General features: G+C 67.3%; 25 protein-coding genes. 20 read left to right on the forward strand and 5 right to left on the reverse strand.

Annotated elements, in window-relative coordinates:
• From G369_RS0134630 to G369_RS0134645, 4 genes are all read left to right on the forward strand, one after another.
• Window positions 1-1,041 (forward strand): porin (locus tag G369_RS0134630; protein WP_019658662.1); only part of this gene is annotated, 1,041 nt, incomplete at its 5' end.
• A 382-nt stretch (window positions 1,042-1,423) separates the two neighbouring features.
• On the forward strand, window positions 1,424-2,035 hold the full coding sequence (locus tag G369_RS0134635; RefSeq protein WP_019658663.1) for a hypothetical protein: 612 nt from the start codon (window positions 1,424-1,426) through the stop codon (window positions 2,033-2,035).
• Window positions 2,036-2,277: 242 nt separating this feature from the next.
• Window positions 2,278-2,877 carry a type IV toxin-antitoxin system AbiEi family antitoxin domain-containing protein gene (locus G369_RS0134640; protein ID WP_019658664.1) on the forward strand — a complete coding sequence of 200 codons (600 nt, stop codon included), beginning with the start codon at window positions 2,278-2,280 and terminating at the stop codon, window positions 2,875-2,877.
• The gene (locus G369_RS0134645; protein WP_019658665.1) at window positions 2,874-3,776 is read left to right on the forward strand and encodes a nucleotidyl transferase AbiEii/AbiGii toxin family protein; all 903 of its coding nucleotides are present in this window, start codon (window positions 2,874-2,876) and stop codon (window positions 3,774-3,776) included. The genes G369_RS0134640 and G369_RS0134645 overlap by 4 nt, the downstream gene beginning before the upstream one ends.
• Window positions 3,777-4,054: 278 nt before the next feature.
• On the opposite strand, the gene G369_RS0134650 is transcribed toward G369_RS0134645, so the two are convergent.
• A complete protein-coding gene (locus G369_RS0134650; RefSeq protein WP_019658666.1) occupies window positions 4,055-4,981 on the reverse strand; it encodes a LysR family transcriptional regulator in 927 nt (308 codons plus the stop codon).
• A gap of 118 nt (window positions 4,982-5,099) precedes the next feature.
• Between G369_RS0134650 and G369_RS0134655 the strand changes: the two genes are divergently transcribed.
• Both G369_RS0134655 and G369_RS0134660 read left to right on the forward strand, forming a co-directional pair.
• Window positions 5,100-6,065, forward strand: coding sequence for an alpha/beta fold hydrolase (locus G369_RS0134655; RefSeq protein WP_019658667.1), 966 nt, complete (start codon window positions 5,100-5,102; stop codon window positions 6,063-6,065).
• Window positions 6,066-6,171: 106 nt separating this feature from the next.
• A complete protein-coding gene (locus G369_RS0134660; RefSeq protein ID WP_019658668.1) occupies window positions 6,172-6,963 on the forward strand; it encodes an SDR family NAD(P)-dependent oxidoreductase in 792 nt (263 codons plus the stop codon).
• 97 nt (window positions 6,964-7,060) lie between these two features.
• Here the strand turns inward: G369_RS0134660 and iaaH are convergent, their stop codons facing one another.
• Window positions 7,061-8,530 carry an indoleacetamide hydrolase gene (iaaH, locus tag G369_RS36870; RefSeq protein ID WP_063827444.1) on the reverse strand — a complete coding sequence of 490 codons (1,470 nt, stop codon included), beginning with the start codon at window positions 8,528-8,530 and terminating at the stop codon, window positions 7,061-7,063.
• A gap of 138 nt (window positions 8,531-8,668) precedes the next feature.
• On the opposite strand from iaaH, the gene G369_RS0134670 reads away from it, so the two are divergent.
• The 12 genes from G369_RS0134670 (at window position 8,669) to G369_RS0134725 (ending at window position 19,867) form a co-directional block, all read left to right on the forward strand.
• Complete coding sequence (locus G369_RS0134670) at window positions 8,669-9,676, forward strand: ABC transporter substrate-binding protein (protein WP_019658670.1); 1,008 nt, start codon at window positions 8,669-8,671, stop codon at window positions 9,674-9,676.
• Window positions 9,677-9,703: 27 nt separating this feature from the next.
• Window positions 9,704-10,558, forward strand: coding sequence for an ABC transporter ATP-binding protein (locus G369_RS0134675; RefSeq protein ID WP_019658671.1), 855 nt, complete (start codon window positions 9,704-9,706; stop codon window positions 10,556-10,558).
• A complete protein-coding gene (locus tag G369_RS0134680) occupies window positions 10,555-11,313 on the forward strand; it encodes an ABC transporter permease (protein ID WP_019658672.1) in 759 nt (252 codons plus the stop codon). Before G369_RS0134675 ends, G369_RS0134680 begins: the two co-directional genes overlap by 4 nt.
• Window positions 11,292-12,050 (forward strand): ABC transporter permease, encoded by a 759-nt coding sequence (locus tag G369_RS0134685; protein WP_019658673.1) that lies wholly within the window; start codon window positions 11,292-11,294, stop codon window positions 12,048-12,050. Before G369_RS0134680 ends, G369_RS0134685 begins: the two co-directional genes overlap by 22 nt.
• Window positions 12,051-12,197: 147 nt before the next feature.
• A complete protein-coding gene (locus tag G369_RS0134690) occupies window positions 12,198-12,974 on the forward strand; it encodes a class II aldolase/adducin family protein (RefSeq protein WP_051127697.1) in 777 nt (258 codons plus the stop codon).
• 47 nt (window positions 12,975-13,021) lie between these two features.
• Window positions 13,022-13,861 carry a TauD/TfdA dioxygenase family protein gene (locus G369_RS0134695; RefSeq protein ID WP_019658675.1) on the forward strand — a complete coding sequence of 280 codons (840 nt, stop codon included), beginning with the start codon at window positions 13,022-13,024 and terminating at the stop codon, window positions 13,859-13,861.
• A 97-nt stretch (window positions 13,862-13,958) separates the two neighbouring features.
• Window positions 13,959-14,693, forward strand: a complete 735-nt coding sequence (locus tag G369_RS0134700) for a GntR family transcriptional regulator (RefSeq protein ID WP_019658676.1) — start codon at window positions 13,959-13,961, stop codon at window positions 14,691-14,693.
• 55 nt (window positions 14,694-14,748) lie between these two features.
• Window positions 14,749-15,582 (forward strand): SDR family oxidoreductase, encoded by an 834-nt coding sequence (locus G369_RS0134705; protein ID WP_019658677.1) that lies wholly within the window; start codon window positions 14,749-14,751, stop codon window positions 15,580-15,582.
• A complete protein-coding gene (locus tag G369_RS0134710; protein WP_019658678.1) occupies window positions 15,579-16,754 on the forward strand; it encodes a pyridoxal phosphate-dependent aminotransferase in 1,176 nt (391 codons plus the stop codon). Before G369_RS0134705 ends, G369_RS0134710 begins: the two co-directional genes overlap by 4 nt.
• Window positions 16,755-16,767: 13 nt before the next feature.
• On the forward strand, window positions 16,768-17,649 hold the full coding sequence (locus tag G369_RS0134715; RefSeq protein WP_019658679.1) for an alpha/beta fold hydrolase: 882 nt from the start codon (window positions 16,768-16,770) through the stop codon (window positions 17,647-17,649).
• Window positions 17,649-18,929, forward strand: a complete 1,281-nt coding sequence (locus G369_RS0134720; RefSeq protein WP_019658680.1) for a Zn-dependent hydrolase — start codon at window positions 17,649-17,651, stop codon at window positions 18,927-18,929. Before G369_RS0134715 ends, G369_RS0134720 begins: the two co-directional genes overlap by 1 nt.
• Window positions 18,926-19,867, forward strand: a complete 942-nt coding sequence (locus tag G369_RS0134725; protein WP_019658681.1) for a cupin domain-containing protein — start codon at window positions 18,926-18,928, stop codon at window positions 19,865-19,867. Before G369_RS0134720 ends, G369_RS0134725 begins: the two co-directional genes overlap by 4 nt.
• 98 nt (window positions 19,868-19,965) lie before the next feature.
• Here the strand turns inward: G369_RS0134725 and G369_RS0134730 are convergent, their stop codons facing one another.
• On the reverse strand, window positions 19,966-20,214 hold the full coding sequence (locus G369_RS0134730) for a hypothetical protein (protein ID WP_019658682.1): 249 nt from the start codon (window positions 20,212-20,214) through the stop codon (window positions 19,966-19,968).
• A gap of 185 nt (window positions 20,215-20,399) precedes the next feature.
• The gene (locus tag G369_RS0134735; RefSeq protein WP_019658683.1) at window positions 20,400-21,296 is read right to left on the reverse strand and encodes an oxidoreductase; all 897 of its coding nucleotides are present in this window, start codon (window positions 21,294-21,296) and stop codon (window positions 20,400-20,402) included.
• Window positions 21,297-21,381: 85 nt separating this feature from the next.
• Here G369_RS0134735 and G369_RS0134740 point away from each other — a divergent pair, with 85 nt between their 5' ends.
• Window positions 21,382-22,266 (forward strand): MurR/RpiR family transcriptional regulator, encoded by an 885-nt coding sequence (locus G369_RS0134740; RefSeq protein WP_026346876.1) that lies wholly within the window; start codon window positions 21,382-21,384, stop codon window positions 22,264-22,266.
• Complete coding sequence (locus G369_RS0134745) at window positions 22,266-23,126, forward strand: EamA family transporter (protein WP_019658685.1); 861 nt, start codon at window positions 22,266-22,268, stop codon at window positions 23,124-23,126. Before G369_RS0134740 ends, G369_RS0134745 begins: the two co-directional genes overlap by 1 nt.
• 188 nt (window positions 23,127-23,314) lie before the next feature.
• Here G369_RS0134745 and G369_RS0134750 read toward each other — a convergent pair.
• Window positions 23,315-23,974, reverse strand: a 660-nt coding sequence (locus tag G369_RS0134750; RefSeq protein WP_019658661.1) for an acyl-CoA dehydrogenase C-terminal domain-containing protein, incomplete at its 5' end; no start/stop codon positions are given.

Below are 23,974 nucleotides of genomic sequence, written 5' to 3' on the forward strand. Positions count from 1 at the left end.
CGCGACCCCATCACCGGCGCGTCCGTCAAGCAAAGCAAGACCAGCCTGGGCAACTCCGCCTACAACTCCAGCCGCATCGGCTTTCGCGGCACCGAAGACCTCGGCGGCGGCCTGGCCGCCAGCTTCTGGCTCGAGGCGCCCATCAGCAACGACGACGGCGCCACCGGCATCTCCACCTTCAGCCGCCGCTCCACCGTGAGCCTGTCGGGCGGCTTCGGCGAGCTGCGCCTGGGCCGCGACTACACGCCCACCTTCTGGAACGACACCGTCTTCGACCCGTTCGGCACCAACGGCTCGGGCAGCAGCGTGATCAACACCGTCAGCGGCAACACCACCATCAACAACGCCAACTACGTGCGCGCGAGCAACTCGATCGGCTACTTCCTGCCGCCGAACCTGGGCGGCTTCTACGGCCAGTTCCAGTACAGCCTGCACGAGAACGCCAGCACCAGCGCCACCAGCACGACGGCAGCCACCAGCAGCAGCGCAGGCCGCTACGTCGGCGGGCGCTTCGGCTACGCCAACGGGCCGCTGGACATCGCGCTGGGCGTGGGCCAGAGCATCGCGGTGGACACCACCACGCTGGAGCGCAAGGTGCAGACGATCAACCTGGGCGCGTCGTACGACTTCGGTCCGGTGAAGCTGTTCGGGGAGCTGTCGAACGTGAAGAACAAGTTCGACTACGCGGCGCTGGGCAACACGCACGACAGCTACAACGGCTACCTGATCGGCGCGACCGTGCCGGTGGGCGCGGGGCTGATCCGCGCGTCGTACTCGCAGGTTCGCTACAACGAGGGCGGTGTCGGCATCACGGGCGAGGACCCGCTGTCGCGCAAGTTCGCGATCGGCTACGTGCACAACCTGTCCAAGCGCACGGCGCTGTATGCGACGGTGGCGCGGGTGAACAACCGCAATGACGTGAACTACACGGGCGGCCTGATATCGGCGAGCACGACCGGCTACGGCAGCACGGGCACGGGCTACAGCGGCCTGCCGCGCTCGTCCACAGGCTACGACTTCGGCATCCGACACGCGTTCTGAGCGTGCGACCTCGCCGTGCGAAGGAACGGGCGTGCACCCGCCGCCTCTTTTCCTTCGCGCGGCTCTTTCTTTTTCCGCTTCCTTCTTCGCTTCTGCCAACCGGCAGTGAGCTTCCAATCATGAACCGATTCCGACTTCTCGCGAGCGTGCTGGCGGCATCCGGACTGACCGGCTGCATCATGCTGCCCCCGCCGCCCGTGCCCTATAGTCCACCGCCGCCGGGTTTCCGCGGCGAAGGCCCGTGGCCGATGCGCTTCGACAATGCGCAACGCCTGCCGCCTCCGGAAAGGAGTGCTTGCGAGGTCGACCGGGCGCCAGCTCAGGAACGCTGCACACGCGACCCCTCTGGCGAATACACGCCTCGGCCTGCGGGAGTGCGCTGATGACCGGCGCGGGGCAGCTGCAAACGGGGAGCCTTGGTTTCATCATCGCTGCCGTGATCGTGGTGGGCCTTGGCGGCGTGGTTGGCACGATGTGCTCGCTGTTCGTCGCCAACCTGCGGCAGGGCGCCAGGGCGCGAGAGCTCGCCGCGCAGGCCCGCGAGGAGACGCTGCAGCGCCTGAGCGCCAGCCGACCGCAGGACATCCGTGCACTGCTTGGCGCTGCCTCGATCCGGCCCGATTCAGGAGCCATCCGCCTCGACGTCAGGCTGCCGCCGGAAGCAATGCGCGTGTTCGCGATCGAGTCGGAGTTGCATGAGCTGCTGGCAAAGGTCATGGCCTATGCCGCCGGCGTGATGCGCGCGGGCGCCACGCTCCAGCTGTCGGCGCATGCCGATCGCGAGCAGGCCGTGATCCACTGGCGCGACCTCGATGCCGTCGACATGCATCCTCCACTCGCGAAGTTCTTCGACAGCAGGCATTCGGCCGCAGTGGTGGCCAGCGCGAGGGCCTGCGAGCGCATTGCCGGTCACCATGGCGGACGCATCTATTCGGCCCCGCTTGGCGGCGGAGTGCTGGGGCTCACGTTGCGACTGCCGCTGCTGAAGGGATGAATCTTCGATGCCCGATGGGGTGGCCGAGCCGACGTGGAAGTGAATCTGCAGGGATGCGGAGAAAACCGAACCACCGGGAAACAGCTCACGTGTTGGTGCGAACACGGAATTCGGATTGCGCCTCTGGCAGGACCAGCTGGAAGGGCAGCGATAACGGCAACTTCCTCCGACCCTGCCGGAGTCTCCTGATTGAATTACGCATTACTTGAATATAAGTAATGCATAAATTAAACTAGAACTCCATGAAGCAGTCTGACCATATCCTCGAACTGGCCCGACAACAGCGGCTGCTTCGGGCTGCTGATGTACGACAGCATGGCTGGTCATCACAGCTTCTCAGCAGGCTGCACCAGGCTGGCAAGCTTCAAAGGTTCGCCCGTGGCCTCTACGGGCTGCCCGAAACGGAGATCACCGAGCATCAGACGCTGATGGAGGTCTGCCAGCGCGTGCCAAAGGCCGTGGTGTGCCTGCTGAGTGCGCTCCAATTCCATGAGGTCGGTACGCAACTGCCACATGATGTGTGGATCGCGCTGCCCGAGGCGACGCATACGCCAACAATGGGCTACCCGACGCTGCGCATCACGCGCCTGCGCGGCTCTGCGTACAGCGAGGGCATCCAGACCGTGACCGATCATGGCGCACCCATTCGCGTGTACAGCATCGCCAAGACGGTGACCGATTGCTTCAAGTTTCGCAACAAGATCGGATTGGATGTGGCGCTGGAGGCGCTAAAGGATGCCTGGCGTAGCCGTAAGGTCACGATGGCTGAGCTGAGACACTTTGCCAAGATCAACCGGGTGGAGCGTGTCATGCAGCCCTACCTTGAGGCCGTGACGCAATGACTGGGAATCTCTCTGCATCCATACTGGCCCGGCTGCTGAAGCTCGCAAAGCAGCAGGGTGAGGACTACAGCCTGCTGCTCAACCGCTTCGGCATCGAGCGCTTGCTGGCCCGCGTCAGTGTGTCCCCGCACGCTGATCGCTTCGTGCTGAAAGGCGCCCTGCTTTTTGCGCTGTGGTACGACACACCCCACCGTCCAACACGGGATGCCGACCTGCTGGGCTTCGGTCCGGATGATGAGGCTGACCTGATCGCCACCTTTCGAGAACTCGCTACTGTTGACTTGGGCGATGGCATCGTGTTCGACGCCGACTCGGTGAAGGCGGGCGCCATTCGCGAGGACAACATCTACGGGGGCACCCGTATCAAGCTGTCGGCCCGCATCGGGTCCGCACGTTGCGCGTTACAGATCGATGTGGGCTTCGGTGACGCGGTAACTCCTGGGCCGCAGACTGTGACGTACCCGACCTTGCTGCATGAATTTTCGGCGCCGACGCTGCGGGTCTACCCGGTGTATACCGTGATCGCCGAAAAGTACCAAGCCATGGTGGTGCTGGGGCAGGCGAACAGCCGCATGAAGGACTTCTTCGACCTCGCGGTGATTGCCCGGCGCACGGAGTTGGATGGCGCCACGCTGGCTGCGGCAATCGCGGCCACCTTCGTCCGGCGCCAGACCGCATTGCCTACCGAGCGCCCATTGGCCTTGACCAAACAGTTCAGCGAAGAAGCTGGCAAGCTGCACCAGTGGCAGGCTTTCCTGAACAGGAACGGCATCGCCGCGATCCCCCTGGGGGATACCGTAGCACTGTTAGATGACCTGCTGTGGCCACCGACGGTAGCGGCAGCCTCCAACAATGGAGCCACTGCCACCTGGCGCCCTGAAGCCTTGCGCTGGCTCTGAGTCCATCGCCGACTACCTCGGTGGCATCAAAGCAGCGACGGAAATTACCGTTTATCAAGGAGCCGGATTGATACGGCTGGTTCGGCGGAATGAGGCATCGCTGTCTCGATGAGATGCTTGTCGCCAGACTGTTGCTTCTTCCGCTAGATCTCCCTCGCGGCATTCGCGTGGTCAAAGGCCTCCTCTCTCTTGGCCGGAGCGAGTGCCATTCAATTTCGCGGTGCCGAGTCCGGCGCCGCGGAAATCGGCTTGTTATGCCTCGGGTCGGCAGTCCGTGGTCAACCGTCGACACCCGCTCGTTCGTCCTTCACCCATGGCGAACACTGCAAGGCCTCCACCAGGAAGTCGACCATCACCCGGACCTTGGCGCTGAGGTGGCGGCGGCTTGCGTAGATCGCCAGGATGTCGATGGCAGGCATGCGGTAGCCAGGCATGACCTCGACCAATCGACCAGCCCGCACGTCCTCTCCGACCACGAAGCTCGGCTGCCAGATCACGCCGACGCCGGCGATCGCCGCTGCGCGGGCGGTTTCGCCATTGTTGGCCCTCAGGGCCCAGCGCACCCGCACGGACTCCATCGTGCCGTCGGGGCCTGCGAACTGCCACTCATCCGATGTCGCGCCGTACGTGTAGCCGAGGCACTGGTGCCGGGAAAGGTCCGCCGGGACCTCGGGCATGCCATGAGTCGCCAAGTATTCGGGTGAGGCACACACCAGGTTCTGCGAGCGGCCCAGGCGGCGCGCGATATGGGTGCCCGACATGGTCCGCGAGATGCGGATGGCGAGGTCATAGCCCTCTTCGACGATGTCGACGACGCGGTCGATGAGCGCGACGTCCAGTTCCACGTCGGGGTACTTCGCCATGAACCTGGGCCACACGGGCGCCAGCACGATGCTGCCGAAACTCAGTGGTGCGTTGATGCGCAGGCGCCCGCGCGGCTGGAGCGAGGCGGTGGTGGCCAGCGCCTCGGTCTCCGCAACTTCCTCGAGGATCGACTTCGCCCGATCGAACAGCGCTTCGCCGCCCTCGGTGAGCGACAGGCGCCGCGACGTGCGGTTGATCAGCCGCGTGCGCAAGTGGGCCTCCAGCTCGTTGACATAGCGCGTCACGTTGGCTGGGGAGGTGTCCAACGCGTCGGCCGCCTTGGTGAAGCTGCCCCGCGCCACCACCGTGACGAACACCTCGTAAGCGCGCAGACGGTCCATGGCGGTTGGTTCCAATCATTCAGGAAAGCTGAATGAGTAAACCATCTTTGGGCACTTTCTGGAAGTGAAGCTGAATCATAAATTTCGCTCACCTCGAAACACACAAAGGAAATTCAGCATGACATCGACCCAGCCCACCTCCCTTTCCAGCCCTGTCCGGCGCACGCTGATCGCTGGCGCAGCCGCGGTTGGCGCCGCACTTGCCATGGGTGCCCCGGCGCATGCCGCACCGGTCGTCGACGCCGTCCCTGGCTTCCGCGCAGGCAGCGCGCAGGTGAATGGCACCCGCATCGACTACCGCATTGGCGGCACCGGCCCGGCCGTCGTGCTGCTGCATGGCTACGCCGAGACCGGACACATGTGGAATCCGCTGATGCCGCTGCTCGCGAAGACGCACACGGTGGTCGTGCCCGACCTTCGCGGAGCCGGCAATTCGTCGAAACCCGAGACGGGCTACGGAAAGAAGAACATGGCCGTCGACATCCATGAACTCGTCCGCTCGCTGGGCATCCGCAGTGCCAGCATCGTGGGTCATGACATCGGGCTGATGGTGGCCTACGCGTACGCTGCCCAGTTTCCTTCGGAGACGGACAGGGTGGTGCTCATGGATGCCTTCCTGCCCGGTATCGGCACATGGCAGAACGTCTGGCTTCTTCGAGACCTCTGGCATTTCCACTTCCACGGCCCGACGCCGCTGGCGCTCGTGAGTGGGCGCGAGCGCATCTATTTCGAGCATTTCTGGAACGACTTCGCGGCCGATCCCAAACATTCGGTGCCCGAGGCCGATCGCCGGTTCTATGCAAAGGCCTACGCACAACCTGGCGGCATGCGCGCGGGATTTGAGTATTTCAAGGCCTTCGAGCAGGATGCGGCAGAGTTCGCGGAACTGGGCAAGACGCCGCTGCCCATGCCGATGCTGGTTCTCTCCGGCGAAAAGGCGGGCGGCACGTTCCTGATCGAACAGGGCAGGATGGTGGCGACCAACGTGCAGGGCGTGATCGTGAAGGGGTCCGGGCACTGGCTGATGGAAGAGGCGCCAGACCAGGTCATCCCCGCGCTGATCGCTTTCCTGGGCCAGGGCTGATGGGGCTGCCTCCTCACCGACAGCGAGTGCCTGCCGCGCGCCGTCGTGCCGACGGCACGGGTGCAGGCCTTCACGGACACAAACTTCGAACCTAAGGAGAACGGACATGGACCTTCAACTCAGTGGCAAGCTGGCGCTGGTCAGCGGCAGCACGGCCGGGATCGGCTACGCCATCGCGCGCACCCTGGCCCAGGAGGGCGCGAGCGTCATCGTCAACGGCAGGTCACAGCCGGCGGTCGACGAGGCGGTGGATCGCATCCGCCTGGAGACGCATGGCACGGTGACGGGCTATGCCGCGGACCTCAGCCGGGCCGACGCCGCCGAAGAGGTCGTGCGCCGTCATCCAGGCATCGGTATCCTCGTCAACAACCTCGGCATCTTCGAAGCCAAGGCTTTCGAAGACATCCCCGATGAAGACTGGCAGCGCTTCTTCGACGTCAATGTCCTCAGCGGCGTGCGCCTTGCGCGCCTGGTGTTGCCGGAAATGAAGCGCACGAACTGGGGACGGATCATCTTCATCTCGAGCGAGAGCGCGGTGCAGATTCCGACCGAGATGATCCACTACGGCATGACGAAGACCGCGCAGCTCGCGGTTTCGCGCGGCCTTGCGGAATCGGTCGCCGGTACGAACATCACGGTGAACAGCGTGCTGCCGGGCCCGACGAAATCGCGCGGCGTCGGCGACTTCGTGGAGGGCATGGCGCGATCGAGCGACAAGAGCTTCGAACAGGTCGAGGCCGAGTTCTTCGACCACGTCCGCCCCACGTCGCTGATCAAGCGCTTCGCTTCGCCGCAGGAGGTGGCCTCGCTCGTGGCCTTCGTGGCAAGTCCGCTCGCGTCGGCAACCACCGGGGCCGCGCTGCGCGTCGACGGCGGTGTCGTCAAGAGTGCCTTCTGACGAAGGCCGGCGGGGATTCCGACCAGCGAGTCTTCTTTGAAGGCGGGCATTCTGACTTCTCCCGCGGGAACTGCGTTGCCTTAGCTTGCGGCGGCTCTCATCGGTGGATGCCTGCAGCGAGCGACCGCTCTTCGAGCCGCAGCTGCACCGCGTCCGCAACGGGCGCCGGGGGCAGCACCGCTTCCACGCCGAGGGCCAGCGCCAGCAGTGCCGAGTCGGTGCCCTCGGCGCCGGTCAGTTCCAGTCCGGCAGGCAGGCCCTCCAGGGTCAGTCCCATCGGCAGGCTCAACGCCGGCAGGCCGGCCATGCCGGCGGGGCCGGTGTTGCGGATGTAGGCCGAGAAAGCGGTGGTGGCGCGGCCGCAGAGCATGACTTCCACGTCTTCGCCGATGCGCGCGGCGGTCAGCGGGCTCGTCGGAAAGACGAGCGCGGCGAGCGCGTGCCGTGCGAAGCATTCCCGGTAGGCCGCCTGCATGCGTGGGCGCAGCGTGTGCAGTGCGCGCGCGTAGGCCTCGGGGGTGATCGCGGTCGCGCCGAAGAGGCGCTCGAAGAGCGGCCGCACGTCGGGGCTGACCACGGCATCGGCGAGCGCGCGCGCATCGAAGGGGCGGTCATGCCGCGCGAAGTAGGCCGCCAGCGCGGGCAGGATCTCGAACAGCGAGATCGTCATCGATCCTTCGCGAAACAGCGCATCGGCCTCGGACAGGTCGCAGGGCACCAGCACGGCGCCGGCCTCCGCGAGCCGTTCGAGGCTCTCGCGCGCCAGCCGCTCCACGGGCGGATCGAGCTCCTCCCAGAAGCAGGCTTGCGGCACGCCCAGCCGCACGCCCGCGAGCGGCGTGGCGCCGAGCTGAGCCGGGCCTCCCGCCACCGCGTGGTCGATCAGGACGCAGTCATCCACGCACCGCGCCATGACGCCGGCAGTGTCGAAGGTCGGCGAGATCGGCACGAGGCCTTCGTCGGGCCAGCGGCGCACGGTCGGGCGGAAGCCCGTCAGTCCGCACAGCGCGGCCGGGACGCGCACCGAGCCGCCGGTGTCGGTGCCGATGGCGGCCGGCGCGGCGCGCAGGCCCAAGAGTGCTGCGTTGCCGCCGCTGGAGCCCCCGGTCACGCGGGCGGGGTCGAAGGGATTGCGCGAGGGGCCGAAGCCGTGGTTGTGGCCCGTGACGCCCTGCGACCACTCGTGCAGGTTCGACTTGCCGAGCACCAGCGCGCCCGCATCGAGCAGCCGCTGCGTCACGCCCGCGTGGAGGCGCGGGCGGTGATCGGCCATCCACGGGCTGCCGGCTGTGGTCGGCATGCCGGCGACGTCGATGTTGTCCTTGAAGGCCAGCGGCACGCCGTGCAGCGGACGTGTCCCCGGCGCCGGGCGCGGCGCGGCGTCGAGCGCCGCGGCGGCGGAAAGAAGCGCGGGCGGGTCCAGGTGCAGGAAGGCGCCGTAGGACGCGGTCGCGCCGGCCCTGTCCAGCAGGGCCTGCGCGTAATCGGTGACGCGCAGTTCGCCGGACCTCATCAGGGCGGCAGCCTCGCGGGCGGACAGGTCGGTCAGCGCATGCATTCGGTTCATGGGAAGTTCGAAGTGGGGCGGAAGCTGCACTCCGGTGCATGTTTCGGGCCAATTTCCACTTCCGTGCGCCGAAAACAGCCTGAAATTGCATGGCATGAATACTGCTTAAAGAAGTTTTTGTATTCACGAGGCCATCCAATGTCTTTCAAGTCCTTGCGTATCCTGGCCGCCGTCGCGACGTCGATGGCTCTTCTGGCGGGCATGCCCGCGTCCGCCGCCGAGAAGGTTTCGCTGCGCCTCAAATGGCTGGCGCAGGCGCAGTTCGCCGGCTTCTACGTGGCCAAGGCCAAGGGGTTCTATGACCAGGCAGGCCTCGACCTCACTATCAACCCCGGCGGCCCCAATCTCAACGTCGAGACGCTGGTGGCCTCGGGCAACGACACCTTTGGCCTCGCCGGCGGCACCGAGACCGTGCTTCTCGCCCGCGAGAAGGGCCTGCCGCTCGTATGCATCGGCGTGACCGTGCAGAACACGCCCTTCACCTATGTGACCTACAAGGATTCCGGGATCACCAAGGTGAAGGACTTCGCGGGCAAGAAGGTCGCCACCTGGTTCACCGGCACGCAGTACACGCTGTACTCGATGCTCGCTTCGGCCGGCGTGAAGCAGAGCGACCTGACCATCGTTCCCCAGTCGGGCTCCATGGCGCCGTTCGTCGAGAAGCAGTTCGACGTGGCCGCGGCCACCTACTACAACGAGCTCAACACGCTCAAGGAGCAGGGCCTGGGCGACAAGCTCACGCTCATCAAGCCCGACGACTACGGCGTGGTGGTGCAGCAGGACACGGTGCTGGTTTCCGAGAAGTACCGCAACGAGAAGCCGCAGCAGGTGCAGGCCTTCCTCACGGCCACCATCAAGGGCTGGAAGTACGCGCTGCAGAACAAGAAGGAGGCCATCGACATCGTCATGGCCGCGGCCCCCAGCCTCAACCGTGCGCACCAGGAAGCCATGCTCGACGAATTCGAGAAGCTGGTGAAGGCCGGCAAGGGCACCACCGACGGCATCCTCGCCATCGACCTGCCCACCGTCGAGAAGATGCAGACCCAGCTCGTGGGCTACAAGGCGCTGAAGGCTCCGGCGGATCTCTCGAAGGCCTACGACCCCAGCTTCTGGACGCAGGTGCCCGTGGCCGACAAGAAGTTCTGAGCCCCCTTGCCGTCGCGACCCGAAGCCATGAAATTCATGCCCCATGAAGTGATGCCGCCCGCCGCCGTGGGCGATACGGCGCCGCCCATGCTCGAACTGGTCAACGTGTGGAAGCGCTTCGGTGACGCGCAGGCGCGCACCGTTGCGGTGTCGAGCGTCAACCTGCGCATCGCCAAGGGCGAGTTCGTCACGCTCGTGGGCCCATCGGGTTGCGGCAAGTCGACGCTCTTCAACATGATCGCCGGGCTGCTGCCGCCCGACGACGACGGCTCGCTGCTGTTCGGCGGCGCGCCGCAGCGCGACGGCCAGCTGCTGGGCAAGGTGTCGTTCATGCCGCAGCGCGACCTGCTGTTTCCGTGGCGCACCGTGCTCGACAACGCCATCCTCGCGCTTGAAGTGGAGGGCGTGCCGCGCAAGGAAGCGCGCGAGCGGGCCCGTGCGATGCTGCCGGAGTTCGGTCTCGCAGGTTTCGCGGGGCACTATCCGCACCAGCTCTCGGGCGGCATGCGCCAGCGCGTGGCCCTGATGCGCACCTTCCTGTTCGAGCGCGACCTGATGCTGCTCGACGAGCCCTTCGGTGCGCTCGACGCACTCACGCGCAGCCGCATGCAGCACTGGCTGCTCGAGATCTGGGCGCGCCATCGGCGCACGGTGCTCTTCATCACGCACGACATCGACGAGGCCATCGTGCTGGGCGACCGCGTGCTGGTGATGAGCGCCCGCCCGGGCACCGTCAAGAGCGGGACCGCGATCGACCTGCCTCGCCCGCGCGATCCCTCGGTGGTGCTGACGCCGGAGTTCATCCGCATCAAGCAGCGCCTGCTCGCCGAGATCGAGGAGGAAAGCCGCAAGACCTTCGCGCAGGAGGGCACTGCTTCGTGAACGCCTTCCTGCAGCGTGCATTGCGCTCTCCCGCGCTGGCCTTCGTGGGGCTGGCTCTGGTGTGGGAGCTCTGCGTGCACGCCTTCGCGCCATCGCCAAGGCTGCTGCCCGCGCTCAGCGCCATCGCGCAGGACGCGTGGTCGGTGTGGCCCCAGCTGGTGCGCGGCTTCGGCCGCACGCTGCTGGAGACCGTGCTCGGCTTCGCGACCGGTGCGCTCTTCGGCTTCTTCTGCGGCACGGTATTCACCTACTCGCGCTGGATGGTGCGCTCGGTGTTCCCGCTCTTCGTGGTGTCGCAGACGGTGCCGGTGGTGGCCTTCGGCGCGCTCATCGTCATCTGGTTCGGCAACTCGCTGCTGGCCAAGGTGATGACCGCCTTCTTCCTGACCTTCTTCCCGGTGACGGTGAACACGCTGCGCGGGCTCAAGTCCTGCGACCCGCAGCGCGTCGCGCTGATGAAGAGCTTCGGCGCGGGCCGCTTCGTCATGTTCTTCAGGCTGGCCGTGCCTTCGGCGCTGCCGCAGGTGATGGTCGGGCTTCGCGTGGCCATCGGCCTGAGCCTGATCGGCTCGGTGGTGGGCGAGTGGTTCGGCGAGACCGTGGGCCTGGGCGTGATGCTCATGGAAGCGATGAATGCCGACCTCGTGGTGCGCCTGTGGGTCGTGATGTTCGCCTGCGGGCTGATGGGTGCGCTGCTCTACGGGCTGCTCACCTTCGTGGAAAGGAGGCTCGTATGGTGGCGCAGCGAAAGCTGATGGCATCGCCCGTCGTTCCGGTGGTGCTGTGCATCGTCGTGCTGCTGGTGGTGTGGGAGGGCGCGATCCTGCTCTTCGGCATTCCGCCCTTCGTGCTGCCGAGCCTGGACGCGATCGTGCGGCATGCGTTCAGCGATACCGGCCGGCTCATGGCCGCGCTGCTGTCCACCCTGGGCGAGGCCCTCGGCGGCTATGCGCTGGGCAGCCTGCTCGGACTGCTGCTGGCGGTGGTGCTTCTGCTCGCGCCGCCGCTGGAGCGCATCGTGATGCCGCTGGCCGTGGCGGTGAACGCGGTGCCGACGGTGGCCTATGCGCCGCTCTTCCTGATCTGGTTCGGCCTCGGCGCGGCATCGAAGATCGCCCTGGTGGCGCTGGCCGTGGGCTTCACCATGCTGGTGAATGCGCTGCACGGACTCAAGCAGGCCGATGCCGCGGCGGTGAACCTGATGCGCAGCTTCGGGGCAGGGCAGCTGAAGATCGTCTGGCGCCTTCGCCTGCCGGTGGCGATGCCGTCGGTGGTCACGGCGCTGCGTGTCTCGGTGCCGCGCAGCATGATCGTGGCGATCGTCGGCGAGATGCTCGGCGCCTACGCGGGGCTCGGGCGAATGATCTATGAATCGACGCAGCAGGTGGACTTGCTGAGCGTATGGGCGGCGGTGCTGGTGGCGTCGATCGCGAGCATGGTTTTCTACGGCCTGCTGGTGTGGATCGACCAGAAACTGGTGTGGTGGCGATGAACGAACAACACCCCGGTCTTCGCGCACTTCGTGTCGCGCACGCCTTCCCGCTTGCAGGGGGCAGCACCAGCGGGCCGGCGAAGCCGGTTCCGCGGTGTTCCGTGAACAGACATCGGACCTGGCGTGACGCGTGACGAAGCAATCGATATGACAGCGACCAAACCCCATCCTTGCGTGTACCCTGAAACCGAAGCCGAACTGCGCGTGCAGCTCGCCGCGTGCTACCGACTGGTGGCGCACTTCGGCATGGACGACCTGATCTACAACCACATCTCGGCGCGCGTGCCAGGGCCGGAGCACCACTTCCTCATCAATCCCTACGGGCTGCTGTTCTCGGAAGTGACGGCTTCCTCGCTGGTGAAGATCGACCTGGAGGGCAACAAGATCGACGAGACCGACGCCGAGGTCAACCGCGCCGGCTTCGTGATCCACAGCGCAATCCATGCGGGACGTCCCGATGCGCTGTGCGTTCTGCACACGCATTCGGAGGCCGGCACGGCGATCGCCGCCATGCCCAACGGCCTTTCGCCGCTGAGCCAGTTCGCGATGCGCTACCAGGGCCACACCGCCTTCCATGACTACGAGGGCGTGGCGCTGGAGACCGGCGAGCGCGAGCGGCTGGTGCGCGACCTGGGCGCGCACCACACCCTGGTGCTGCGCAACCACGGCATCCTGACCGTGGGGCGCACGATCCCCGAGGCCTTCATCCTCATGTACTACTTCGAGAAGGCGGCCAAGGTGCAGCTGCTCGCGCAGGGCGGGCTCGCCCCCGGGGAGTCGCTGGTGTATCCGCAGCCCGAAGTGAGCGCGCTCGCCGCGCGCCAGTTCACCGAATTCGCCGGCGACATCCTGCCGCCCGGCACGCGCGAATGGCCTGCGTTCCTGCGCATGCTGGAGCGCACCCAGCCCGACTACCGGCTCTGAGCGCCGGCAACTTCCCTACTCCTCATCCACAGAGACTCATTCCGACCATGCAACTCGAGAACCTCACCTCCTTCATCGGCACCGAAGTCAAAGGGCTGGACCTGCGCGAGCCCGTGAGCGACGACGACTTCGCGGTGCTGCGCGAGACGCTCAACCAGCGCTCGGTGCTGCTGTTTCGCGGCCAGCGCATCAACGAATCGCAGCACGTGGCCTTCTCGCGGCGCTTCGGACCGCTGCTGGGCCACGTGCTCACGCAGTTCCTGAAGAAGGAGCATCCCGAGGTCTACGTGCTGTCGAACGTGTCGGAGAACGGCAAGCCCATCGGCAACCACAAGGAAGGCTGGAACTGGCACTCCGACCTCTCGTACAAGGCCGAGCCTTCCATGGGCGCGCTGCTCTATGCGCTCGAGGTGCCCCCGGTGGAGGGCGACACCTTCTTCGCCTCGATGCACGCCGCCTACGACGCGCTCGATGACGCCATGAAGGCGCGCATCCGCCACCTCACCGCCACCCACAGCTATGCCAACTACTACGGCAAGGCCTTCGCCGATCGCAACCCGCTCACGCCCGAGCAGCTGGCCGCCACGCCCGACGTGGTGCACCCGCTGGTGCGCACCCATCCCGAGACCGGCCGCCTCTCGCTCTACGTGGGCGAGGACGTCGTCAAGCAGATCGACGGCCTGCCCGCCGAGGAGAGCGCGGCGCTGCTGGCCGAGCTGAACGCGCACGCCATCTCGCCGGAGTTCAGCTACCGCCACAAGTGGCTGGCCGGCGACCTGCTGGTGTGGGACAACCGCTGCACCATGCACCGCGCCACGCCCTACGACGACAACACGTACCGCCGCGTGATGCACCGCACCACCGTGGCGGGCGACAGGCCGTTCTGACCGGATCGCCGCAACCCCGCCACGATAGAGACCAGAGACGCGTCGAGGACCTGTGCCCGACAAGAAACGAACACAACCACAACAAGGAAGGCAGAACATGGAACCGAACGACCCCGAGATGGTGGAGCCATCGGCGCTGCGTGCGCGCGAGCGCCAGCGCGGCAAGGGCGCCACGCTGTCAGACGAGCTGAAGGACACGCTGGAGGACCTGATCGTCAGCGGCGTCATGAAACCCGGCGCGCGGCTCGACGAGGCCGAGCTGGCCGAGCGTTTCAAGGTCTCGCGCACGCCGGTGCGCGAGGCGCTCAAGGCGCTGGCCGCCACCGGGCTCGTCGACCTGCGCAGCCGCCAGGGCGGCGTGTGCGTGGCGCGCATCTCGCTGCCGATGCTCATCGAGATGTTCCAGATGATGGCCGTGATGGAAGGCCTGTGCGCCAAGTTCGCCGCGCGGCGTGCCAGCGAGGCGCAGAAGCAGCGCATGAGCCAGCTGCACGACGAGCTGACCAGCATCCTCGCCTCGGGCGACCACTCGCGCTTCTACGACGTGAACCAGGACTTCCACGACGCGCTCTACGAGGCGTCCAACACCCACTACCTGGCCGAGCAGACCCGTGCGCTGCGCAAGCGGGTGCGCGTGTACCGCCGCTACGTGACCTTCCAGCCCGGGCGCATGAGCGCCACCATCGGCGAGCACGGCGCCATCCTCGACGCCATCAGGCGCAACGACCCGGGCGCCGCGTTCAACGCCGCCATCGACCACGTGAGCCTGCTGGAGGACGACATCGTCGACCTGATCGCCGCGCTGTCCGAGCAGGACGCGGGCGTCGCCTGAGCCTTCCTTCTTCCATTCCCTTTCCGATCGCATTCCCGCATCCCAGGACAACCCCATGAAACTCGAACTCGAAGGCAAGACCGTACTCATCACCGGTGCCTCCAAGGGCATCGGCCTTGCGGCCGCCCATTCGTTCGCGGCCGAAGGCTGCCATCTGCAACTCGCTGCGCGCGACGGCGTCGCACTCGCCGCGGCCAAGGAGGAAATCGAGAAGCTCCACCCGGTCAAGGTCAACATCCACCCGATGGACCTGGCCGCACCCGGCGCGATGGTCCAGCTGGCCGAGGCGGCCGGCCACGTCGACATCCTCGTGAACAACGCGGGCGACATCCCCTCCGGCCCCATCGAGTCGCTCGACTTCGCGGTGGTGCGCCGCGGCTTCCAGCTCAAGGTGCTGGGCTACATGGAGCTCAGCCAGATCTACTACGCGCGCATGAAGGCCGCGGGCGGCGGCGTGATCGTGAACGACATCGGCAACTCCGGCGAGAACTGGGACGCCAACTACATCGCCGGCTCCACCGGCAACGCGGCCGTGATGGCCTTCACGCGCGCGCTCGGCGGCGTGAGCCTGGACGACGGCATCCGCGTGGTGGGCGTGAACCCGGGTCCGGTGGCCACCGACCGCATGGTCAAGCTCATGAAGCGCCGCGCGCTCGACACCCATGGCGACGAGGGCCGCTGGGAAGAGCTGTTCGACAACTACCCCGGCGGGCGCCCCGCCACCCCGGTGGAAGTGGCCGAGCTGATGGTGTTCCTGGCCTCGCCGCGCGCGAGCTACATCACCGGCACGGTGGTGACCATCGACGGCGGCATCGCGGCGCGGGGCTCGATCATCAAGACCAGCAAGAAGGCCATGGCGGCCGAGCAGGCGCAGAGGCTCGCGGCATGAACGCGGCGCTGAACCCCGCGAGCGCGGTGCCGGCCGTGACCAGCGATGCGGAAACCCGCAACCGCTACTTCGATCGCCTGTTCTCCAACCCCGATCTGATGTGGCTGGGCCAGAACACCAACCACTTTCCGCTGCACCCCGCCGTGCGCAAGGCGCTGCACGATGCCATCGACGACGAGAGCTTCCACGCCTACGCGCCGCCGCTGGGCATGGAGGCGCTGCGCTCGGCCATCGTGGCCGATCTCGGCGTGCCCGGCCAGTCGGCCGTGGTGACCGACGGCGCGGTGTCGGCGCTCGCGCTGGCCTGCCGTGCCTTCTGCGCGGCGGGCAAGGGCTTCGTCACCACCGACCCCGGCTGGAAGTGGCCGCTGCAGTTCGCGGCCAAGGCTGGCTCGGCGATCACCGAGATTCCGATCTACGGACCCGAGCACGGCTTCAAGCTCTCGGCCGAGGCGCTGGCCGCGTCGACCGACGCGAACACGGCCGTCATCTACCTCGTGGACCCGAACAACCCGCTGGGCACCACCTACACCGAGGACGAGATCCGCGCCTTCGCCGAAAGGGCCCGCGAGATCGGTGCCATCCTCATCCACGACTGCACCTACCGCGACTTCGCCGACAGCCACACGCTGGCCTCGCGCTTCTATCCGGAAGGCACGGTCACCATCGTGAGCTTCTCCAAGTGGCTGGGCCTCGCGGGGCTTCGCCTCGGTGCGCTCGTCGCCTCGCCGGAGCTGCTCGCGCGCATCCTGCCGCACTCGCAGGCGCCGCTGGGCGCGAGCGTGCTGGCGCAGCGCGCGGCCATCGCTGGCCTGTCGGTGAAGGCCGAATGGATGGCCGAGGTGATCGCCCAGCAGCGCGAGAACCAGCGCATGATCGTCGACGCCTTCGCGAAGCTGCCGGGCTTCGAGGTGCCGGTGTTCCCGTCGCAGGCCAACTTCATCGTCGTCGAATGCAGCAAGGCGGGGGTGACGCCCGAGGCGCTGGTCACCGCGCTCGGCGAGCACGACATCATGGTGCGGCAGGGCACGTACCACACGCCGCGCTTCGGCCATCGCTTCGTGAAGATCTCCACCACCGTGCCCAGGGCCTGGGCGCAGGCGCTGTGCGACGTGTTGCCGCAGGCGGTCGAGCGCGCACGCACGCTGCCGGCGACGGCGGCGCTGTTCTGAGGAGGTGTCGACGATGGGATTCGCCACCACACCCGACGGCATCCGCCTCTACTACGAGACCGCCGGCAGCGGCACGCCGATCGTGTTCGTGCACGAGTTCGGCGGCGACCACCGCAGCTGGGAACCTCAGATGCGCTACTTCGCGCGGCGCCACCAGTGCGTGACTTTCGGCGCGCGCGGCTATCCGCCCTCGGACGTGCCCGCCGACGTGGAGCGCTATTCGCAGGCCATCGCGGCCGACGACATCGTGGCCGTGATGGACGCGCTGGGGCTCGCACGCGCCCACATCGTGGGGCTGTCGATGGGCGGCTTCGCCACGCTGCATTTCGGCCTCCGGCATGCGAAGCGGGCCTCTTCGCTCGTCATCGCCGGCGCGGGTTACGGCGCCGAGAAGGAGCACGAGGAATACTTCCGCGGCGTCTCGCTCGAGGTCGCGCGGCAATTCGAGGCGCAAGGCTCCGAGAAATTCGCCCGTACCTATTCGCTGGGCGCGAGCCGCGTGCAGTTCCAGAACAAGGACCCGCGCGGCTGGCAGGAATTCGCGACCTGGCTCGGCCAGCACGACGCCGTGGGCGCGGCCAACACCATGCGCGGCGTGCAGGCGCGGCGGCCCTCGATCTACGATCTGGAAGGCGACCTGCGCGCGATGGCAGTGCCCTCGCTCGTGGTCGTGGGCGACGAGGACGACCACTGCCTGCAGCCCGGCATCTTCCTCAAGAAGACGCTGCCGGCCTGCGGCCTGGCCGTGATGCCCAAGACCGGCCACACGCTCAACCTGGAAGAGCCCGCCGCGTTCAACGCCTTGCTCGCGGAATTCTTCGCGCAGGTCGAGGCCGGCCAGTGGAAGCCGCGCGATCCGCGCGCGCTGCCCAGCCAGATCATGAAGACCGACTGATGGACACCGCCGCAGCCCCCCAGGTGCAGGGCGCCTGGCGCATCGACGCCGAGCGGCTCTGGAGCCGGCTCATGGCGCTCGCGCGCATCGGCGCCACGCCGGGCGGCGGCGTGGACCGGCAGGCGCTGAGCGTGGAGGAGATCGCGTCATGGCACGCGATGATCGACTGGGCGCTGTCGGCCGGGCTGGAGCCGTCGACCGACGCGGTGGGCAACCTCTTCATCGCGCTGCCGGGCGCCGAACGCGATGCGCCGCCCGTGCTCGCGGGCAGCCACCTGGACAGCCAGCCCGGCGGCGGGCGCTTCGACGGCGTGTATGGCGTTGTCGCGGCCCTCGAGGTGCTGACCACGCTGGCCGAGCGCGGCGTGCAGCCGCCGGTGGACATCGTCTGTGTGGCGTGGATGAACGAGGAGGGCTCGCGCTTCGCGCCCGGCATGATGGGTTCGGAAGCCTTCGCCGGCGTGCGCAGCCTGGAGGCCGTGCGCGAGGTGCGCGATGCCGACGGCGTCGCGGTCGGCGATGCGCTCGACGCGCTGCACGCGGCGTTTCCTGCGCTGCAGCGGCGGCCGCTGGGCTTTCCGGTCGCGGCCTACCTGGAGGCGCACATCGAGCAGGGACCGGTGCTGGAGGCCCAGCAATGCACGATCGGCGTGGTCACCGGCATCCAGGGCAAGAAGACCTTCGACATCGTGATCGAAGGCGAGCGCGGCCATGCAGGCACGCTTGCGATGGCCGACCGGCGCGACGCGCTGGAAGCCTTCACGCGCATCGCTGCGGCGCTCTACACCGAGATCGGCGGCCACGACGACCTCGTGAAGTTCACCATCGGCCGCCTGCAGGTCGAGCCGAATGCACCCTCGGTGGTGCCGGAACGCGTGACGATGCGCATCGACCTGCGGCATCCCGACAACGCGGTGCTTCGCCACCTGGGGCAGCGGCTGGCCGAACTGTGCGAGGCCTTGGCTGCGCCGTGCCGCGTGCGGGTGACCGCGCTGGTCGACGCGCCTTCCAACGGGTTCGATGCTTCGCTGCAGCAGTCGATCGCGCGGGCTGCAGGACGCATCGGCGTGCCGCACATGCCGATCCTCTCGGCCGCGGGCCACGACGCGCGCCACATGGCACCGCTGTGCCCCAGCGCGATGATCTTCATTCCGTGCCGGGGCGGCGTGAGCCACGCGGAGCACGAATGGGCCGAGCCGGCGCACGTTGCAGCCGGCGCCGACGTATTGCTGAACGTGCTGCTTCCCTACGCGGCAGCCGGGGAGGGCGAGACACCATGAATGCCACAGTGGCCGCCGACGTGGTCGACATGGCCGACCTGCCGATGCAGCACCCGCACGCCCCGGCCAGCGCGGCGCAGGCCAGGGCGCGTTTCTTCAACTCCGGCAACGCCTTCAACGTGAAGCTGCCGGAGGTGCCCGCGCGGCTGTTCGCGCCGCCGCAGGAGGGGCGCTTCGGCGTGTTCGACTGCGACCAGTCCCAAGCGCTCGGCTGCGGCTTTGCGGCCACCACGCCGCTGATGCTGGCACGCTACGTGCGCATTGCGGCACGCGACACGCTGCTGCCGCTGGATGTGTGTGCCACCGGCTCGGTCTGGTACGTGATTTCCGGGGGCGGGCGTGTGACGGGCGCGGTCGAGGGTTTCGCCTTCGGCGCAGGCGACGTGTTCCTGCTGCCGGGCGCAACGGGCTATCGGCTGCAGGCCGGTGCCGAGGGTGTGCTCCTCTGGAGCGTCGGCAATGAGCCGCAACTGGCTTTCGAGCGTGCGCAACCGGCGCCCGTGACCGATGCGACCATCGACGCAGTGCACTATCCGGCCGCGGAGATCGAGCGCCAGCTGGCGCTGATCTTCTCCTCCGGCACGCGCGAGGAGACCTCAGGCCGCGCGCTGATCTTCTCTTCCGACCGGCAGGCCGCTGCGCGCAACCTCACCCCCACGCTGACGCTGAGCTTCAACACGCTGCAGCCGCACACCCACCAGCGAACGCATCGCCACAACTCGGCCGCCATCACGCTGGTGGTGCAGGGCGAGAACTGCCATTCGATGGTCGGCGGCGAGCGCTGCCCCTGGGCTCCCTGGGCCACGCTGGTGACGCCGCCGGGCGCACCGCATTCGCATCACAACGAGGGCGCGCAGGGCGCCCGCTTCCTGATCGTTCAGGACGGCGGGCTGCACTACCACGCGCGCACGATGGGGTTCGAGTTCCTGGAAGCTTGAGCGGCGAGCTGCAACGCTCGAGCAGGCCCTGCGTCAACACTAGGCGATCGACCCCCCGGCGATCCGCCACGCCGGAGACTCCCCGGCGCTGCGCTTGGTCAGCCTGCGTTCTTGAGCGACTGCTTGGCCTTGTTGGCCGAGTTCTTCGCGCGGTTCTTGTGATAGCCGGACTTGACGTTGTTGACTGTCTTGCCGATCGGCCCGCTCTTCTTGGCCTTGCTTTCGGCCTGTTTCTCATCGATCTTGTGCTGTACCGCATCCGTGGCTTCGGAAGCAGCCTTGCCGACCTGCGCGCCGGCCGTCAGCACGGTGAGCGAGGCGATGAGAGCGAAACAAACCTTCTTCATATCTTTCCTCCAGGGTTGTGATCGCTCGATCATCGTGTCGGCACCCGGTGCGGTGTTGTCAGCCAATGTCTCGCCTGGGGATCGGCGCAGGGGGCCTTGCGGACTTTCGGATACCCGCTCGCGGAGGTCCCCCCGAGCGCTTCCGTGCGGCTGCGGAACCGATGGCGATGCCTGTCGGCCGGCAATCAGCCGGGGCCGTCGCTCGCAGCCGCGAGCAGCGGCACCAGCACATCGCTGATCGGCGTCGGAATGCCGTGCGCCCGGCCGCGGCGTGAGACGACGCCGTTGCGAATGTCCCATTCGAGCGGCCGGCCGGCTTCGCGATCCGTGAGGATGGACGTGCCCATGTCGGCGGGAGACGCCTGGAACTTGTCGAGGATCGCCTGTGGGACCTCGTTGCCGAGCTCGGCGCCTTCGGCGCGTGCCACCGCCAGACATTCCTGCAGATAGCCCAGGGTGAGCCTGGAGATGTCGGACCGGCCGAACATGCCCGAGCGGCGATGCGTGAGCGCCATGAGCCCCGCCACCGCGTTCTGCAGCAGCTTGCGCCAGGCCAGGGTTTTGAAATCCGCCGCCAGCTCGACGAAACAGCGGGTGCCTTTCATTGCGTCGGCGATCAGGCGGGAAGCCGGCGTGTCCGGCAGGCTGAGGCGAGCGTCGCCGCGCAAGTGCACCGAACCATCGGGTTGCGCCTGTGCAGGAAACCACACGACGGCGGGCACGATGCGCCCACGTGGGCAATGTGGAGCGACCCGCTCCAACTGCTCGACGCCGTTCTGCAGAACGCACACCACGGTTTCCGGACCGGTCAGTGCGCCCAGCCAGGCCGCGGCTGCCTCGGTCTGTGTCGCCTTGACGGCCAGGAAGACGAGGTTGACCGGGTGATCGACCTGGGTGGGATCCGTCCGGACCGGACCTGGAATGGTCATGAGGCGATCGCCATCGCGCAGCGTCAGATGATCGCGTGGGGTGCGGCCGCACAGCAACGGCGTGCGGCCGAGCTCGTGCAGCACCGCCGCGATCGTGGTGCCGATGGCACCCGGACCCACGACGGCGACGGATGGACTGCTATCTGGATTCATGCAAAGGGACTCCTGCGGCTTGGTTGCAGCGCAACTGCCTGGGCGGCGGTTGTCTGCTTCGTAAGAGCAATGTAATATATTCCAGATGATCGATGAAGTTGGTAATGGAGTTTCTTCGGGTGACGGGAGGCTTGGGCAGTGGCTAGGGAGCATCCAGGCCCGCTGCGGCGATCTGGCTGCCAGCGAAGCGAAGGTCGTGGCTCTGCTGCTCGCCGATCCCTTGTTCGTCGGTGCCAGTACCACCGCGCAGGTTGCCGCTCGTGCGGGCGTTTCGCCACCGAGCGTGGTCCGCGCCGCGCGTGCGATCGGGTTCACCGGGTTCACCGAGCTCAAGATCGAGATCGCTCGCGCCCGGGGCACCACCCGGTTCTTCGCGCCGCCCGAAGTGCTTGCTGCGGATGCGACGTCGGCCACGGTGCTCGAAACATCCATCCGCGCAGGCACAGACGCACTGATGGCGCTCGGCGGGGCCGTCGAACTGCCTGCGTTCGATGAAGCGGTCCGCACGATCCAGTCTGCGCGACAGGTCATCGCCTTCGGGGCAGGCCCGTCGGCGACGGTCGCCGCCGACGCAGTCTTCCGTCTGCGCGCGGTCGGCGTGACGACCATCGGCATCCAGGACTACCTGTCGGCCATGATCGCGACGCGCCTCCTCGGCCCCGGCGATGTCGTCATCGCCGTCAGTTCGACCGGACGCACCTCGACCACGCTCGCCATCGCCGATGCAGCGTCGTCCGCCGGGGCTTCGCTCATCGCCATCACCAACCAGTACGGCACCCCGCTGGCGACCCTCGCGGATGTCGCGCTGGTCGTCGGCGGTGCGCCGCTGCCGGCGCAGATGGCCGCAGCAGGCAGCCGGCTGGCGCAGCTCGTCGTGATCGACGCGCTGGTCGCGATGCTCGCGTTGCGCGATCCGCAGCGCAGCCGCCTGGCAGAGCGCGCAGGCATCGACCTGCCCGACATCATCTGATGCGGCCGGGCACCGTCGCGCTGGTCCTCGCTGCGGCGGCAGCCCATGCGCTGTGGAACATCGCGTCGAAATACAAGCGCGGCGACACCTTTGTGTTTGTCTGGGCCTATACCTGCGCCTCGGCGCTGCTGTGGGTGCCGATCGCCATGGTCCTCATGGCCAAGGGGCAGCAGGTGCTCGATTGGCGGCTCGCGGTGGGCTCCGCCGTCTCGGCCGCATTGCACATCGCCTACTCGCTGATCCTGCAGGCCGGCTACGACCGCGCGGAACTGGGCGTGGTCTATCCGGTCGCCCGCGGCACGGGGCCCATGCTGACGATGCTGTTCGCGGTTGTCCTGTTGGGCGAACGGCTCACCACGGTGGCCCTGCTTGGCGCGTTGCTCGTCATCGGGGGCATCCTCGTCGTCGCGGGCAATCCGTTCGGAGGCAGCCGCCGCCGTCCGGTGCCGGGTATCCTCTGGGGGGCCGCGACAGGTGCCACCATCGCCGCATACACCCTCTGGGACAGCTACTCGGTCACCTCGTGGCACCTGGCGCCCGTGAGCTATTACGCGGGCACGCTGCTGCTGCAGGGCCTGATCCTGACACCCATCGCGCTGCTGCGGCGGCATCGGATCCCCGGTGTCCTCCGCGTCGACGCCGTGCCGATCCTCATCGTGGCCGTGTTGTCCCCGCTGGCCTACGTCCTCGTTCTCACCGCCATGCTGAGCGCGCCGGTGGCACTGATCGCGCCGCTGCGCGAGTCGTCCATCGTCATTGGCGCCTTCCTCGCGTGCTGGCTCTTTCGCGAGGACCATCTCGCGCGCCGCATTGCCGGGGGAGTGATCGTGCTGGCGGGAATCGCGGCGATCAGCCTTTGATGTTCTTCGGGCCGGGGGCTTGCCGATGGATAGGTGCCCGGTTCGATGTTTGCGCGGGATCGGGCAGCCGAACGCAGAAGGAAGACAAAAACTACGCAAAGGTCGCGAAAGGACCCGAAGACAAATTCTGGTTTTTCTTGTGCGACTTCTGCGTAACCTTTGCGACTTCTGCGTTCAGCCGTCCGTATTCAGAAAGCCTCGAGCGCCAGCGCCGTCACGCTCTCGGCACCGTCGACGATGCTGTCGCGGATGCCCGGCACCTTGTTGAGGATGTGCTCGGCGTAGAAGCGCGCGGTGGCGATCTTCGCCAGCATGAAGTCGGTGTCGAAGCTGCGCGAGGCGAGGTCCTGCGCAATGATCAGCGAGCGCGCCAGCTGCCAGCCGGCCACCAGGTTGCCCGCGAGCATCAGGTAGGGCACGCTGCCCGCGAAGACCGCGTTGGGCGACGCCTTGGTCTGGCCCGCCACGAAGTCGACCACCTCGACGAAGGCTTCGCGCGCAGCCTTCAGGCGCTTGAGCACGGCCGCGGCAGCGGGGTTGTCGATCCTGGCCAGCTCGGCCTCGGTCTTCTCGATCTGCGCGGCGATCGCCTTCGCCGTCTGGCCGCCGTCGCGCGCCGTCTTGCGGCCCACGAGGTCGTTGGCCTGGATGGCGGTGGTGCCTTCGTAGATCGTCAGGATCTTGGCGTCGCGGTAGTACTGCGCCGCGCCGGTCTCCTCGATGAAGCCCATGCCGCCGTGCACCTGCACGCCCAGCGAGGCCACTTCGAGGCTCATCTCGGTGCTGTAGCCCTTCACCAGCGGCACCATGAACTCATAGAAGGCCTGGTTCTGCTTGCGCGCGTCGGC

The organism is Variovorax atrisoli 110B (genome assembly GCF_000382045.1).
Taxonomy (GTDB): Bacteria; Pseudomonadota; Gammaproteobacteria; order Burkholderiales; family Burkholderiaceae_C; genus Variovorax; species Variovorax atrisoli.

Excerpts from the sequence above, each read along its gene's own strand:
- G369_RS0134635 (WP_019658663.1), top strand. The coding sequence starts at position 1,424 with ATGACCGGCGCGGGGCAGCTGCAAACGGGGAGCCTTGGTTTCATCATC.
- G369_RS0134640 (WP_019658664.1), top strand. The coding sequence starts at position 2,278 with ATGAAGCAGTCTGACCATATCCTCGAACTGGCCCGACAACAGCGGCTG.
- G369_RS0134645 (WP_019658665.1), top strand. The coding sequence starts at position 2,874 with ATGACTGGGAATCTCTCTGCATCCATACTGGCCCGGCTGCTGAAGCTC.
- G369_RS0134650 (WP_019658666.1), bottom strand. The coding sequence starts at position 4,981 with ATGGACCGTCTGCGCGCTTACGAGGTGTTCGTCACGGTGGTGGCGCGG.
- G369_RS0134655 (WP_019658667.1), top strand. The coding sequence starts at position 5,100 with ATGACATCGACCCAGCCCACCTCCCTTTCCAGCCCTGTCCGGCGCACG.
- G369_RS0134660 (WP_019658668.1), top strand. The coding sequence starts at position 6,172 with ATGGACCTTCAACTCAGTGGCAAGCTGGCGCTGGTCAGCGGCAGCACG.
- iaaH (WP_063827444.1), bottom strand. The coding sequence starts at position 8,530 with ATGAACCGAATGCATGCGCTGACCGACCTGTCCGCCCGCGAGGCTGCC.
- G369_RS0134670 (WP_019658670.1), top strand. The coding sequence starts at position 8,669 with ATGTCTTTCAAGTCCTTGCGTATCCTGGCCGCCGTCGCGACGTCGATG.
- G369_RS0134675 (WP_019658671.1), top strand. The coding sequence starts at position 9,704 with ATGAAATTCATGCCCCATGAAGTGATGCCGCCCGCCGCCGTGGGCGAT.
- G369_RS0134685 (WP_019658673.1), top strand. The coding sequence starts at position 11,292 with ATGGTGGCGCAGCGAAAGCTGATGGCATCGCCCGTCGTTCCGGTGGTG.
- G369_RS0134690 (WP_051127697.1), top strand. The coding sequence starts at position 12,198 with ATGACAGCGACCAAACCCCATCCTTGCGTGTACCCTGAAACCGAAGCC.
- G369_RS0134695 (WP_019658675.1), top strand. The coding sequence starts at position 13,022 with ATGCAACTCGAGAACCTCACCTCCTTCATCGGCACCGAAGTCAAAGGG.
- G369_RS0134700 (WP_019658676.1), top strand. The coding sequence starts at position 13,959 with ATGGAACCGAACGACCCCGAGATGGTGGAGCCATCGGCGCTGCGTGCG.
- G369_RS0134705 (WP_019658677.1), top strand. The coding sequence starts at position 14,749 with ATGAAACTCGAACTCGAAGGCAAGACCGTACTCATCACCGGTGCCTCC.
- G369_RS0134710 (WP_019658678.1), top strand. The coding sequence starts at position 15,579 with ATGAACGCGGCGCTGAACCCCGCGAGCGCGGTGCCGGCCGTGACCAGC.
- G369_RS0134715 (WP_019658679.1), top strand. The coding sequence starts at position 16,768 with ATGGGATTCGCCACCACACCCGACGGCATCCGCCTCTACTACGAGACC.
- G369_RS0134720 (WP_019658680.1), top strand. The coding sequence starts at position 17,649 with ATGGACACCGCCGCAGCCCCCCAGGTGCAGGGCGCCTGGCGCATCGAC.
- G369_RS0134725 (WP_019658681.1), top strand. The coding sequence starts at position 18,926 with ATGAATGCCACAGTGGCCGCCGACGTGGTCGACATGGCCGACCTGCCG.
- G369_RS0134730 (WP_019658682.1), bottom strand. The coding sequence starts at position 20,214 with ATGAAGAAGGTTTGTTTCGCTCTCATCGCCTCGCTCACCGTGCTGACG.
- G369_RS0134735 (WP_019658683.1), bottom strand. The coding sequence starts at position 21,296 with ATGAATCCAGATAGCAGTCCATCCGTCGCCGTCGTGGGTCCGGGTGCC.
- G369_RS0134740 (WP_026346876.1), top strand. The coding sequence starts at position 21,382 with ATGATCGATGAAGTTGGTAATGGAGTTTCTTCGGGTGACGGGAGGCTT.
- G369_RS0134745 (WP_019658685.1), top strand. The coding sequence starts at position 22,266 with ATGCGGCCGGGCACCGTCGCGCTGGTCCTCGCTGCGGCGGCAGCCCAT.